Source organism: Roseburia sp. AF25-13LB, assembly GCF_003478915.1.
Lineage (GTDB): Bacteria > Bacillota > Clostridia > Lachnospirales > Lachnospiraceae > Roseburia_C > Roseburia_C amylophila.
In genome coordinates this window covers 59655-71964 of the sequence record NZ_QUFO01000013.1, presented here as the reverse complement: position 1 = coordinate 71964, position 12310 = coordinate 59655, and the positions used below count along the sequence as shown (strand labels likewise).

At 40.6% G+C, this 12310-nt stretch carries 11 protein-coding genes and 13 tRNA genes; all 24 read left to right on the top strand.

The window, feature by feature from the left end; genetic code table 11:
- The first annotated feature begins 28 nt into the window (after nt 1-28).
- The 24 genes from DWY37_RS14505 to DWY37_RS14395 all read left to right on the top strand — a co-directional run bounded on the left by DWY37_RS14505 (nt 29) and on the right by DWY37_RS14395 (nt 12052).
- Nucleotides 29-100, top strand: a tRNA-Glu gene (locus DWY37_RS14505).
- Nucleotides 101-175: 75 nt separating this feature from the next.
- Nucleotides 176-248, top strand: a tRNA-Thr gene (locus DWY37_RS14500).
- Nucleotides 249-254: 6 nt separating this feature from the next.
- A tRNA-Ile gene (locus tag DWY37_RS14495) sits at nt 255-328 on the top strand.
- 20 nt (nt 329-348) lie between these two features.
- A tRNA-Asp gene (locus DWY37_RS14490) sits at nt 349-422 on the top strand.
- Nucleotides 423-426: 4 nt separating this feature from the next.
- A tRNA-Val gene (locus tag DWY37_RS14485) sits at nt 427-499 on the top strand.
- Between the two features lie 3 nt (nt 500-502).
- Nucleotides 503-586, top strand: a tRNA-Leu gene (locus tag DWY37_RS14480).
- 31 nt (nt 587-617) lie between these two features.
- Nucleotides 618-691, top strand: a tRNA-Arg gene (locus DWY37_RS14475).
- Nucleotides 692-766: 75 nt separating this feature from the next.
- Nucleotides 767-1708: an NAD(+) diphosphatase gene (nudC, locus tag DWY37_RS14470; protein ID WP_117841675.1), complete on the top strand. Its 942-nt coding sequence runs from the start codon at nt 767-769 to the stop codon at nt 1706-1708.
- Between the two features lie 79 nt (nt 1709-1787).
- Entirely contained in the window at nt 1788-2396 is a 609-nt protein-coding gene (locus DWY37_RS14465; protein WP_117698507.1) for a hypothetical protein, read from the top strand.
- Nucleotides 2397-2435: 39 nt separating this feature from the next.
- The gene (locus DWY37_RS14460; protein WP_117841676.1) at nt 2436-2879 is read left to right on the top strand and encodes a DUF1700 domain-containing protein; all 444 of its coding nucleotides are present in this window, start codon (nt 2436-2438) and stop codon (nt 2877-2879) included.
- A gap of 54 nt (nt 2880-2933) precedes the next feature.
- Nucleotides 2934-5303, top strand: coding sequence for a Crp/Fnr family transcriptional regulator (locus tag DWY37_RS14455; protein ID WP_118173533.1), 2370 nt, complete (start codon nt 2934-2936; stop codon nt 5301-5303).
- A 275-nt stretch (nt 5304-5578) separates the two neighbouring features.
- The gene (locus DWY37_RS15890; protein WP_022243479.1) at nt 5579-5755 is read left to right on the top strand and encodes a hypothetical protein; all 177 of its coding nucleotides are present in this window, start codon (nt 5579-5581) and stop codon (nt 5753-5755) included.
- Nucleotides 5756-5870: 115 nt separating this feature from the next.
- Nucleotides 5871-6161, top strand: coding sequence for a rhodanese-like domain-containing protein (locus DWY37_RS14450; RefSeq protein WP_117698510.1), 291 nt, complete (start codon nt 5871-5873; stop codon nt 6159-6161).
- 63 nt (nt 6162-6224) lie between these two features.
- On the top strand, nt 6225-7382 hold the full coding sequence (locus DWY37_RS14445; RefSeq protein ID WP_118173534.1) for a THUMP domain-containing class I SAM-dependent RNA methyltransferase: 1158 nt from the start codon (nt 6225-6227) through the stop codon (nt 7380-7382).
- Complete coding sequence (locus tag DWY37_RS14440) at nt 7379-9094, top strand: lectin like domain-containing protein (protein ID WP_117698512.1); 1716 nt, start codon at nt 7379-7381, stop codon at nt 9092-9094. Before DWY37_RS14445 ends, DWY37_RS14440 begins: the two co-directional genes overlap by 4 nt.
- A gap of 11 nt (nt 9095-9105) precedes the next feature.
- Nucleotides 9106-10185: an N-acetylmuramoyl-L-alanine amidase family protein gene (locus DWY37_RS14435; protein ID WP_117698550.1), complete on the top strand. Its 1080-nt coding sequence runs from the start codon at nt 9106-9108 to the stop codon at nt 10183-10185.
- Between the two features lies 1 nt (nt 10186).
- Entirely contained in the window at nt 10187-10786 is a 600-nt protein-coding gene (locus DWY37_RS14430; RefSeq protein WP_117698513.1) for an XTP/dITP diphosphatase, read from the top strand.
- A 13-nt stretch (nt 10787-10799) separates the two neighbouring features.
- Nucleotides 10800-11309 (top strand): metallophosphoesterase family protein, encoded by a 510-nt coding sequence (locus DWY37_RS14425; protein WP_117698514.1) that lies wholly within the window; start codon nt 10800-10802, stop codon nt 11307-11309.
- 124 nt (nt 11310-11433) lie between these two features.
- A tRNA-Pro gene (locus DWY37_RS14420) sits at nt 11434-11508 on the top strand.
- A 6-nt stretch (nt 11509-11514) separates the two neighbouring features.
- Nucleotides 11515-11585 (top strand) — tRNA-Gly (locus DWY37_RS14415).
- Nucleotides 11586-11607: 22 nt separating this feature from the next.
- Nucleotides 11608-11681 (top strand) — tRNA-Arg (locus DWY37_RS14410).
- A 46-nt stretch (nt 11682-11727) separates the two neighbouring features.
- A tRNA-His gene (locus DWY37_RS14405) sits at nt 11728-11801 on the top strand.
- A gap of 36 nt (nt 11802-11837) precedes the next feature.
- A tRNA-Gln gene (locus DWY37_RS14400) sits at nt 11838-11909 on the top strand.
- Between the two features lie 70 nt (nt 11910-11979).
- Nucleotides 11980-12052 (top strand) — tRNA-Lys (locus DWY37_RS14395).
- Nucleotides 12053-12310 lie beyond the last annotated feature (258 nt).

The window sequence follows — 12310 nt, the reverse complement described above, 5'->3', positions numbered from 1 at the left end:
TTTTTATCAACATTGATAAATAATATATGGCTCCGTGGTCAAGCGGTTAAGACATCGCCCTTTCACGGCGGTAACACGGGTTCGATTCCCGTCGGAGTCACTTGGGTGAAAACTCATGGATTGTAAACTGCAAGATTGGCTGAAAGGCTGGGTTCATAGTCTGCAGAAGGCATACGCCGATGTGGCTCAATTGGCAGAGCAGCTGATTTGTAATCAGCAGGTTATCGGTTCGAGTCCGATCATCGGCTTTATATGGACCTTTAGCTCAGTTGGTTAGAGCAACCGGCTCATAACCGGTCGGTCCTGGGTTCGAGTCCCCGAAGGTCCACTTTTATTTTAAATTTATTTGGCCCAATGGCTCAGTTGGTTAGAGCGCCGCCCTGTCACGGCGGAGGTCGCGGGTTCGAGTCCCGCTTGGGTCGTTTTGGGATCTTAGCTCAGCTGGGAGAGCATCTGCCTTACAAGCAGAGGGTCACAGGTTCGAGCCCTGTAGGTCCCATATGCCCGCGTGGCGGAACTGGCAGACGCGCAGGACTTAAAATCCTGTTGTGGTGACACAGTACCGGTTCGATTCCGGTCGCGGGCATTCATACCGATGGTATGTAATAATTTAATATGTGCGTGTAGCTCAGCTGGATAGAGCACTTGGCTACGGACCAAGGTGTCGGGAGTTCGAATCTTCTCACGCACGTGGAAAAAGGACTTTGAATCTTTGTTTAGCAGAGATTTGGGGTCTTTTTATTATATAAAAAAGGGTGGCGCAGGTATGATACAGGATATTGCACCAATGAAATTTCACAATGAATATCAACAGAGAGAATGCCGGGATAAGGATATCGTATTTTTATTTTCGGGAAATAAACTCCTGGTAAAAAAAGATTCTAAAATCAGTTTCTTCTATATAAAAGAGTTTTCAAAAGAACTTATAAAAGAGACAGAACAAGAGGCTGACGGATTCGGTAACAAAAGATTGCAATATCTGTTTTCTATTGATGATGTACAGTATTATCTGCTGAATGTATGGACAAAGGAAGAAGCAGAAAAAGAGGTAGAAAAGCAGCTTGATGAGCAGGTCAATAGGCAGAGCAAAAAGCAGAACCATAATATTGGAAATATGGAATGGGTTACGATTCGCAGCCTGCGGGAAACAGTTTCAAAGAAAGATTGTTTTGCTGCGGCAACGGCATATCATTTGTATGTGTGGTATCGGGATAACCGTTATTGTGGCAGATGCGGAAAGGAATTGCAGCCGGATACGAAGGAGCGGATGATGCGTTGTGCATGCTGTGGCAATATGGTTTATCCGAAAATTGCTCCGGCAGTAATTGTGGGAGTAATATACGATAATAAAATATTGATGACAAAATATTCAGACAGGGAATATAAGAAATACGCATTGATTGCAGGTTTTACAGAAATTGGCGAAACTGCGGAAGAGACAGTTCGCAGGGAAGTCATGGAAGAAGTAGGATTGAAAGTAAAGGATATTGTATACTATAAGAGTCAGCCATGGGGCTTTGATTCCAATCTTCTGATGGGATTTTATGCCAGAGTGGAAGGAACAGATGCCATTACTTTAGATAAGAATGAACTTTCACTGGCTGAATGGGTACCAAGAGAACAGGTTGCAGGCATGGATGATAAAATCAGTCTTACCAGGGAGATGATGGAGAATTTCTATCAGAATGGCGAAAAATGTTTGCAATAACTACATTTTCTTGACAGTTTTGCATAAAAAATATATGATATAGAAGTGAAAAATCTTTTCAGAGAGGACTGATTTATTAATGAAGAATGAGAGTAAAAAGGCGAATGCAAAGCTTACATCAGTTCTTGCAGCAGTGCTTATTATAGTAGTAGCCATTGTAGCGGTAATTGCTGTAAAGACAAAGGATAGTGGAAGTCTTGGAACTTATTCATGTGAAATTATGTCAAGCGATAATTCATCGACTGTTTTTGAAATTACATTTAATGAAAAGAATAATACTTATAAAGAGAATATCAGTGTGGGAGACAAGGCAGTAGAGCTGGCATCAGGAACATTTGTCATGGATGGAAATAAGCTTACACTGACCTCCGATGGTGGCGATGTACAGAATCTTGTAAAACAGGGAAAATACCTGATTGCAAAAGATTATTTATATGAAGGTGAGATACCGGATGGAGATACTTTTGATGCTACCTGTACATTTAAGAATAGTAATAATGTGGTATATTCCATTACCTTTAAAGCGGATGGAACTTATGTACAGGATGATAATGGAGATGTATCGGAAGGAACTTATACGCGTGACGGAGACTGGATTAAACGTGAGAGCAGTTCTGGCACAAGCGTAGGAATTGATTATTTGATTTATAGCGGAAGAATAACTAATTCCTACTATATAAAAAAATAAAACAAAAAAGTAATGGAATAGAAGAGTTGAGGAAAATAAATGTCAAGAGAGGAATTCCTAACAGAATTAAGAAAGGCTTTGCAGGGAAGGGTAAGCCAGCAGGCGGTGAATGATAATCTCCGCTATTATGAAGAATATATTCTTACAGAATCTCATAAAGGAAAGACGGAGGCTGAAGTAATTGCAGAATTAGGAAATCCAAGACTTCTTGCAAAAAGCATAATTGATGCAGAAAATGCAACGGCAGAGAAAACTACAGCAGAACCACAAAAGGGAATGGATGGGCAGGAAACAGCTTCCGGAGAGTATTCTTTTAAGAAGATTAAAATTCGAATCTGGCTTATATTAGCGGCAGTATTTCTGTTTGTAATTTTGCTTATAATTCTGCTTGCACAGGTAGTTGCATTTTTACTTCCGGTTCTGCTTCCGGTAGCAATCATTTTCTTTTTATTTATAGCAATGGGTATGAACAAAAGATTTTAATAAGCAAGTATAATAAAGTAATTTTAATATAGAAATAACAGAGGAATTGGTGTTATGGCAATGATTAAGGTCCCGGCAGGGAAATGCTTTATCAAGCATGGAACAGCGGTAAATGCACTGTATATGGTAATTCATGGAACAGTGAGACAGGTGTCTAAGCTGGAAGAAGTGCAGATTGGAAGCGGTAATATAATAGGTCTGATGGATTGTGCAGAAGAAGAATATATAGCAGATTATGTGGCAGCGGATGATGTAACACTTTATCCGTTTCATTATCATGCTCCGGAGGACTTTGGTAAGATATTTATCAGTCAGCCGAAATATGCAGCAGCATTTTTATCTGTGGCAATTCGTGAGGCAGACCATATGCTTGGACGAAACCAGAGATTTCAAAACAGTACAGAAAAATATTATAGCTTTGCACTGGCAATGTATCAGAAATATCAGGAGTTATGTAGAAAATATTGCATTCAGGAGAAAAGTTTCCGGAGAATAGAGAGCCTGCAGCCTTATGTAAGAACCAATATGGCACCGAAATGGGAAGCGGATTATTTCCATGAACTGGCAGAACTTGGGAATAGTGGAACTATGGATTTCTTTCAGCAGAAAGAGGATTTGCTGACGGGACAGATTATGCAGGCAGCAAGAGCTATGTGCAAAGCGGTAAGAGAGATTGACCATGCAAAAGAATATTTACAGGAGCATGTAAATCTGTATCTGGATATCAATCGAATGGATTTATTACAGCTTTATTTTGACATGGCAGCCCGTGCAGCAGCAAGTGGAGCTGACATCGAGGAAATACGACAGGCAATAGAGCCATTGTTACAGTTTATCAAGGACAACCGTCTGGGAGATGCAGGAGAACGGGACAAACGAATTACGGAATATCAGACTTATGATTTTAGCAATATAAAGATAAAGGCAGATGCAATATATAACTTTGCAGGAGAACTGATTGGTGAAGTACCAAAGCCGCAGGCAGAGGATAAGCTGGTTCAGGGAACGGAAGATTTACTGGAACAGGAATATGCGGAAACCGATGGAGAAGAGGAAGAAGAAACAGAGGACTGTCTGGTACATATCTTAGAATATGCAGGAGTGGCAGCAGAGGATGTACATAAAATTCGAAGCAAAATGCATGAATATGATGCAATTCCGGATAATTTTGATAATGATGAGAAAACGAGAAAACTTCGGAAAGAGTTGACAGCATTATTCTATGCTACTTATAAAAATGTATTTAAGCATGCCATGAAAGATGCGGATGACCTAGACCCGGTTATTCAGATGTTTTTGAATTTTGGATTTATGGATGTGGGAATGGTAGGAGAAGATACCGCTAATGAACTTTATGATTTGACAGATAAACTGTTCAAGTGTAAAAGCGACCATGTCTATACCATGTTTGAGTGGCTAAAGAGCATCTATGAAGGAAAGAATGAACCAAGCCGGAATGAATTTGACCTGGATTATAATGGATATCTGGCAGAGCAGAAGCGGATGGGTAAGCTGGATGCAGCAGGAATGGAGCGGTTGAAAACAGACTGCTGGGAAAAGACCAAATATGAGATGAATAATATGTTTGTGTCAACGAACCGGGCAACTTATGGAAAAGTAAGTACCTTCTGTCCGATTCTGAGCAAGCATGACATGGTGCAGGAAACAGAGAAGATGCTGGTGACTGCAGAGCGGATTGAGGAGGCAATCAAAAAAGTCCGTGAAGTTGATTATTCGTTGTTCTACCGTGAAGTGATTTTTTCAGATCCGATGCATGGTGTAAATGCTGAACCGGTGCAAAAAGAAGTATTTCCAGATGTTATTCTGATGCCGAATGTGGGAATGAAAGCAATGATGTGGCAGGAGACTGCCGGAGTAAAACGTGATACATCCGCCCGATTTGTTTTCCCGGTTATGACTATCTACAGCCTGCAGGATATGATGATAGAGACCTGCGGAAGATTCCGTTGGGAAATGTGCCGTAAGATACAGGGAATGCGTTGGAATGATATTACAGAGAAATCCCTTACTTCAGAATATTGTGATTATATCCAGTACTATCGGAAAAACCGTGATTTATCCACAGAGGCAAAGGAGAAGATTAAGAATACACTCTGGAAGTCAAAGAATAACTATCGTGAAGTATTTATTTCTGATTATATCGGATGGATTAAATACGAGGCAGGCGGCAGTTTCCGCCTGAACCGTGTAGCAAGGGATATTCTGTTCCGTTATTGTCCGTTTGCCAAGAAATACAGGGATGCATTAGAGGCAAACCCGATGTATCAGGATATGATCAGCCGGTTTAAAATATTCCAGGAACGTAAACTGCGTCATATCGATGGATTCCGTACCAGATATGAGAAGAACGGCGGCGAGATGAATATGGAACTGCAGGAAAATATGAATTTCTATAATATGTAAAGAACAATAACTACGAGAAATACGTTTTGCGAGCTACTCGTGTAAATAAGAAAGCCACATGAATCTTAGGATTCCTGTGGCTTTCTTGAGGGGAGTATAAATAATTAATAAGGGGTATAACTGTATAAAAAAACAATTCTTATACGAAAAAAATTATAATATAAAAGTTTTTAAAATGCAATGCAAATGAGAATAATAATAAGAAATTAAGAAATAATATCACTGTATCAGAGAATCAAAAGAAAAAGTATCTGATAAAAAAAGGAGGCGATATTATGGCAAAAAATGCAGATAATGCAAAAAACAAAACAAGCAATGTAAACCGCACAATGAATGCTGATAATGACTTTGAAAATGCGGATAACAAAACCGGCAACAAAGCAGGCAATAGGACCAGCAACAGAAGTGATAACAAGGCGGATAACAAGACATCCAACAAATGCAATTACTAGGTCAATCTTATTGAAAAACTGCATATATTAAAATAAGAAACAGATTACAAGGAACACTTTGTAATCTGTTTTTTCATAGCAGAAAAAGTCAGGAGATTTTTGGGGGAGATGGCATATGAGATTTACGGCTATCAGTGTAGCGGAATTATGGAAACTAAAAGATGATCCACAGATATATATTGTTGATTTGAGAAGCAGGGAGGATTTTCAGGTATTTCATTTGAGAAATGCCCATTGTTATCCTTATGATGAGATAGAACACTGGGAGCATAAGCTGCCGAAAAATCGCAAGATACTGCTGTGTTGTGAGTATGGAAATACAAGTATGTATGCAGCAAAAAGACTGACGCGGCAGGGATATCAGATATATACTCTGATTGGAGGCCTAAATGCACTAAATGGATAGAAAAGAACATTGACAGTGTCATTTAGAACAGATAAGATAGTAGTGATAATGGAGAAAGAACATATGAAAACATACGAATTAACAGTGCCATGTCATTTTGGCTTAGAATCAGTTTTGAAAAAAGAAATATATGATCTGGGATATGAAATCTCAGAGGTGGAAGATGGAAGAGTGACTTTCATTGGTGATGCAGAGGCAATCTGCCGTGCAAATATTTTCCTGCGTACAACGGAGCGTGTGCTGCTTCGGGTAGGAAAATTTAAAGCGGAGACATTTGATGAATTATTTGAAGGAATCAAGGCACTTCCATGGGAAGAGTATATTCCGGAAAATGGTAAATTCTGGGTCACCAAGGCTTCTTCCATAAAGAGTAAATTGTTCAGTCCGTCAGACATCCAGTCTATTGTTAAGAAGGCAATGGTAGAACGGCTGAAACAGAAATATCATACCAATTGGTTTGAAGAAAGTGGTGCATCCTATCCGGTACGAATTTTCCTGTTGAAGGATGAAGTAATGGCAGCATTAGATACCTCCGGAGAATCTTTACATAAGAGAGGCTACCGGACTCTTACCAGTAAGGCACCAATCACAGAGACCCTTGCAGCAGCATTGATAATGCTGACACCATGGAATAGGGACAGAATTTTAGTAGATCCATTCTGCGGAAGTGGAACATTTCCGATTGAAGCAGCAATGATTGCAGCCAATATAGCACCGGGCATGAACCGTAGTTTCCTAGCAGAGCAGTGGACAAACCTGATACCGCGTCAGCTCTGGTACGATACAGTAAATGAAGCCCAGGAAATGGTGGATACCAATATTAAGGTGGATATCCAGGGATATGATATTGATGAAGAAATTGTGCGTGCAGCAAGAGAAAATGCAAAGCGTGCCGGTGTGGATGGCATGATTCATTTCCAGCAGAGACCGGTAAGCCAGTTGAACCATCCGAAAAAATACGGTTTTATCATATCCAATCCGCCATATGGTGAGCGATTGGAAGAAAAGGCGGCATTGCCGGAATTATACCGGACAATTGGTGAGGCATACAGAAGGCTGGATTCATGGTCTATGTACCTGATTACCAGCTATGAGAATGCACCAAAGGATATCGGAAGAAAACCGGATAAAAACCGCAAGATTTATAATGGAATGTTAAAGACATATTTCTATCAGTTCATGGGACCGAAGCCACCAAAACGGAAAGGGACAAAAGAGTGAGGGAAAAAGTACGTTATTCTAAGAGATATGTAGTATTCACGTTACTTTTAGTTCTTGCATTGATACTGAAATTTGCCAATTTTAAGGGTGTAACCGAAGAAATCGGACAGTTCCGTGGTGCAGATTTGCAGAGCAGCGACTGGAACCCTCTGATTGCAAAAAGCATCAATGAGAAGAATCTTACGGTAGCGATTGATAATAAAGTATATACCAACAAGGACAATGGAATCTATATGGATGAAAATCTGAATCTGATGGTACCATTGGACTTGATCCGGGACAGTTATAACTGCAGCGTGCATCTTTACGATGACACGGCTCTTTTGATAGAAAAATATTCAGACAGCTTGTGGATGAGCTTAGATGACCAGGAAGTACAGATAAATGATGAGAAGGAGAAATTTTCTTCTACATTGACACGGATTGATGACCGTTATTATGTGCCGGCAGAGGTCATTGCCTCGAAGCTTGGTTATTCTTATGCATGGGATGTTAATAAAAATGAAGCAGTGGTGGTGAATACTTCTTCTGAGACAAGCATTCTGCCATCTCATTATGACTTGCGGGAGAAAGGAAGAGCACCGCAGGTGAAGAACCAGGGAAATAAGGGAACCTGCTGGGCTGCATCTTCTCTGGCAGCACTGGAATCCATGCTGCTTCCGGAAGAAAATGATATATTTTCCACCGATAACATGAGTCTTGGAAACAGTTTTGGCTTAGGACAGAATGATGGTGGGGAGTATACTATGAGTCTGGCATATCTGACTGCATGGCAGGGTCCTGTATTGGAAAAGGACGACCCATATGACGGTGAGCTGACAAAGAATTTAGCTCCGGTCAAACATGTGCAGGAAGCACAGATTATTGAAAGCAAGGATTTGGAGAAGATTAAAGAGGCAGTTTTTAAATATGGTGCAGTCGAGACTTCTATTTACAGTACATTGCAGAATGTCAACAGCCGTTCCGAATATTTTAATCAGGAGACCAATTCTTATTGCTATGTTGGTTCAGAAAAGCCGAATCATGATGTGGCGATTATTGGCTGGGATGACAGTTATGCGAAAGAGAATTTCCCGGGAGATTTAGAGGGAGACGGTGCATTTATCTGCCAGAACAGCTGGGGAAAAGATTTTGGAGACAATGGAGTATTCTATGTCTCTTATTATGATACCAATGTAGGAATTCACAATCTGGTTTATACCGGAGTAGAAGATACCGATAATTATGATATGATTTATCAGTCCGATTTATGTGGCTGGGTCGGTCAGCTGGGATACAACCGTGATACCATTTATGGAGCAAATGTATATACAGCGGAAAGCAATGAAAATTTAGAGGCAGCAGGCTTCTATGCAACCGGGAAAAATACGGAATATGAAGTATATGTAGTAAAGGACTATGATGGAAGGGAAAGTCTGTCCAAACGGCAGAAAGTAGCTTCCGGAAAGTTTGATAATGCAGGTTTCTATACCGTTACTTTTGATAAGAAAATTGCAGTGAACAAGGGAGAAAAATTTGCCATTGTACTGATGATAAAGACTCCGGATTCCGTGCATCCAATGGCAATTGAATATAAGGCAGATGAATCAACCAGAAACGTAGATCTTTCCGATGGAGAGGGATATATCAGTACCAACGGCAAAAACTGGGAAAATGTAGAAGAAACCCAGTCTGCAAATCTTTGTATAAAAGCATATGCAAAAGAAAGGTAAGTCAGAGCGGGATGGAAGAGAAAGTTATTAAAGCAGCTACCGTGATTATTACTGCCATAAGCATTATTGTGGCAGGAACGCTGCTGTTTTTTCCACAACTTCATATCCGGGCAGAGGAAAACAGGGAACTTCGGGCACAGGAAGCCATCGAGCGCAAGGAAAATATGGATGCGCTGGAAATGCTGCAGTATAATACGGCAAATGTAGACAGCCAGGAGGGCATCAGCTTTGACCAGCAGCTTCGTATTGCGTTACCGGAAAATGTGACACCGGAAGATGTCAGCGTAGAAAATGACTATCTGACCCAGACCATTATCATTAAAATTCCGGGAGCAGATGAGAATTATCTTTATAACTATCCCATGATAGGAAAGAGCTATCATATAGATAATCTGACTTATGAAAGTGAGCCGGAATATGGTGTAATTGAGATCTCTTTAGATAGTGTGGTGGAATTACAAAAGACATCTGACGAGCATTATATTTATATGGATTTTTTGACACCACATGAAGTCTATGATAAAGTTGTGGTAATAGATGCAGGACATGGTGGAAATGCACCGGGAGCTACAAAGCAGGGCATTAATGAGAAAGATATTGACCTTGCTATAGTGCTTAAAGTAAAGGAATTATTTGATGAAGCAGGAGATGAGAGCGTCGGAGTCTACTATACGAGAACGGATGACAGCAATCCAAGTCTTGAACAGCGTGTAGATATGGCAAATAAAGCCGGGGCAGACCTCTTTATCAGCGTACATAATAATTCTACCAAGAGCGGAAGAATGTCCAGTATCAACGGAACAGCAGTCATGTATGATGAAGAGAAGGCATCTGAGGAAAATGGAAGTATGCAGTTAGCCCAGATTTGCTTAGAAGAAATGACAGCGGCGTTAGGAAGTACCAGTAAGGGAATTGTAAAAGGACACGAGATTTATATTATACGAACAGCAGAGATGCCGGTAGCATTGATAGAAGTAGGCTTTATGACAAATCAGGATGAACTGAACCGGTTGAATGATGAAGCATATCAGAAAGAGGCAGCACAGGCAATTTATAATGCAATTTACCGGGCATTTCAGGAGGGATATTAAGATGAATAAAATAATATTTGCAACAGGAAACAAGGACAAGATGAAAGAAATCCGCATGATTTTATCGGATCTTGATGTAGAGATTCTTTCTATGAAAGAAGCCGGAATCAGTGTGGATATTGAAGAAAATGGAACTACTTTTGAAGAAAATGCACTGATTAAGGCAAATGCTGTGGCAGCATATACAGATGCTATTGTTTTAGCTGATGATTCTGGTCTGGAAATTGATTATCTGAATAAGGAACCGGGTGTATATTCCGCCCGTTATATGGGAGAAGATACCTCTTATACCATAAAAAACCAGAATCTTTTGGACCGTCTGAATGGAGTACCAAAGGAACAGCGGACCGCACGCTTTGTATGTGCAATTGCGGCTGTATTACCGGATAAAGAAACACTGGTAACCCGTGAGACAATTGAGGGATATATTGGATTTGAGCCTCAGGGTGAAAATGGATTTGGCTATGATCCAATCTTTTATGTGGATGAATATAACTGCTCCACAGCAAGCTTGCCACCGGATAAGAAGAATGAAATGAGCCATCGTGGAAAAGCATTACGCGCAATGAAAGAAGCACTCATGGGAAAAGGTTTATCATAAAGGAAGATAAAAGATGAGAGTATTGATAGTAAGTGATACCCATAAGAAACATGAAAATCTGATAACGATTATGGAAAAAGAAAGACCTTTTGACCGTATGATTCATCTGGGAGATGCAGAAGGTTATGAGGACTATATTGCGGAACTGGCAGGATGTCCACTGGACATTGTGGCAGGAAATAATGACTTTTTCTCTGAACTTCCGAAAGAAAAGGAAATTGAAATCGGAGGATTAAAGGCATTGATTACCCATGGACATTACTATTATGTTTCTGCCGGCCTGGAGGATATCAAGAAAGAGGCAAGGGGAAGAGGCATGGATATTGTAATGTTCGGACACACCCACAGACCGCTTATAGAAAAGGATCATGGTGTAGTGGCATTGAATCCGGGCAGCACATCATATCCTCGTCAGGATGGACATCTGCCGTCTTATATCGTGATGGAAATCGACGCAAATGGTACTCCGGACTATCAGCTCAAATATCTTTCTGAAGAAGAAAAATCAAAAAAACCTTTATAAATTGGGGCAAGATTCGGAGTTGTAAAAATTTTTTGAAAAAATTTGAAAATAAATGTTGACAATTGGTATATGCTATAATATAATATGTCTTGCGTCACGGAAAAAGAAATTTAAATAGCGTTGACGGGGTGTGGCTCAGCTTGGCTAGAGCGCCTGGTTTGGGACCAGGAGGTCGCAGGTTCGAATCCTGTCACCCCGACTTCATGCGGGTGTAGTTCAATGGTAGAACACCAGCCTTCCAAGCTGGATACGTGGGTTCGATTCCCATCACCCGCTTTCTAATTGGAAAATTAGATATGTGTTCGTAGCTCAGCTGGATAGAGCAACGGCCTTCTAAGCCGTGGGTCGGGGGTTCGAATCCCTTCGAGCACATTTTCCCAAGAGGGAAGAGAGACCGCCTGATGGCCGGAATCTTATGGTGGGTATAGCGCAGTTGGTTAGCGCGCCAGATTGTGGCTCTGGAGGCCCAGGGTTCGAATCCCTGTATCCACCTTGATGCGATGGTTAGAGCATCTTTTGTAAAATTGATGGGCTATCGCCAAGCGGTAAGGCACAGCACTTTGACTGCTGCATACGTTGGTTCGAATCCAACTAGCCCAGTTAAGCTGTGATGTATCTTGAAGGATTCCAAAAGGATTTGGAAAGAGCACTTATCGAACTAAATATGTATGGGATATTAGCTCAGTTGGTAGAGCACTTGACTTTTAATCAAGTTGTCCGGGGTTCGAATCCCCGATGTCTCAGTAGTTAAAAATGGCGGAAATACTGATAAATACAGTGTTTCCGCCATTTTTGTGAGTAATCGGAAGCAGTGCTAAGTAAGCCCAAATATTCATCTTCACCACATCTTCAAGGGCATTTTTGAATATCTTCGTCTTCATTTCATCTTCAAAAGGAGAAAAAGAAGCGTTTGCGTAATTAGGTAGAATGCTTTATGATTAAGACAATGAGGTGTTAGGAAGGCTTTCAAAAATCTTTGGAGAAACATATAAAGATTGAAA

Coding starts and splice junctions, on each gene's coding strand:
- DWY37_RS14455 (WP_118173533.1), top strand. CDS start 2,934: ATGGCAATGATTAAGGTCCCGGCAGGGAAATGCTTTATCAAGCATGGA.
- DWY37_RS14445 (WP_118173534.1), top strand. CDS start 6,225: ATGAAAACATACGAATTAACAGTGCCATGTCATTTTGGCTTAGAATCA.
- DWY37_RS14435 (WP_117698550.1), top strand. CDS start 9,106: ATGGAAGAGAAAGTTATTAAAGCAGCTACCGTGATTATTACTGCCATA.
- DWY37_RS14465 (WP_117698507.1), top strand. CDS start 1,788: ATGAAGAATGAGAGTAAAAAGGCGAATGCAAAGCTTACATCAGTTCTT.
- nudC (WP_117841675.1), top strand. CDS start 767: ATGATACAGGATATTGCACCAATGAAATTTCACAATGAATATCAACAG.
- DWY37_RS14425 (WP_117698514.1), top strand. CDS start 10,800: ATGAGAGTATTGATAGTAAGTGATACCCATAAGAAACATGAAAATCTG.
- DWY37_RS14450 (WP_117698510.1), top strand. CDS start 5,871: ATGAGATTTACGGCTATCAGTGTAGCGGAATTATGGAAACTAAAAGAT.
- DWY37_RS14460 (WP_117841676.1), top strand. CDS start 2,436: ATGTCAAGAGAGGAATTCCTAACAGAATTAAGAAAGGCTTTGCAGGGA.
- DWY37_RS15890 (WP_022243479.1), top strand. CDS start 5,579: ATGGCAAAAAATGCAGATAATGCAAAAAACAAAACAAGCAATGTAAAC.
- DWY37_RS14430 (WP_117698513.1), top strand. CDS start 10,187: ATGAATAAAATAATATTTGCAACAGGAAACAAGGACAAGATGAAAGAA.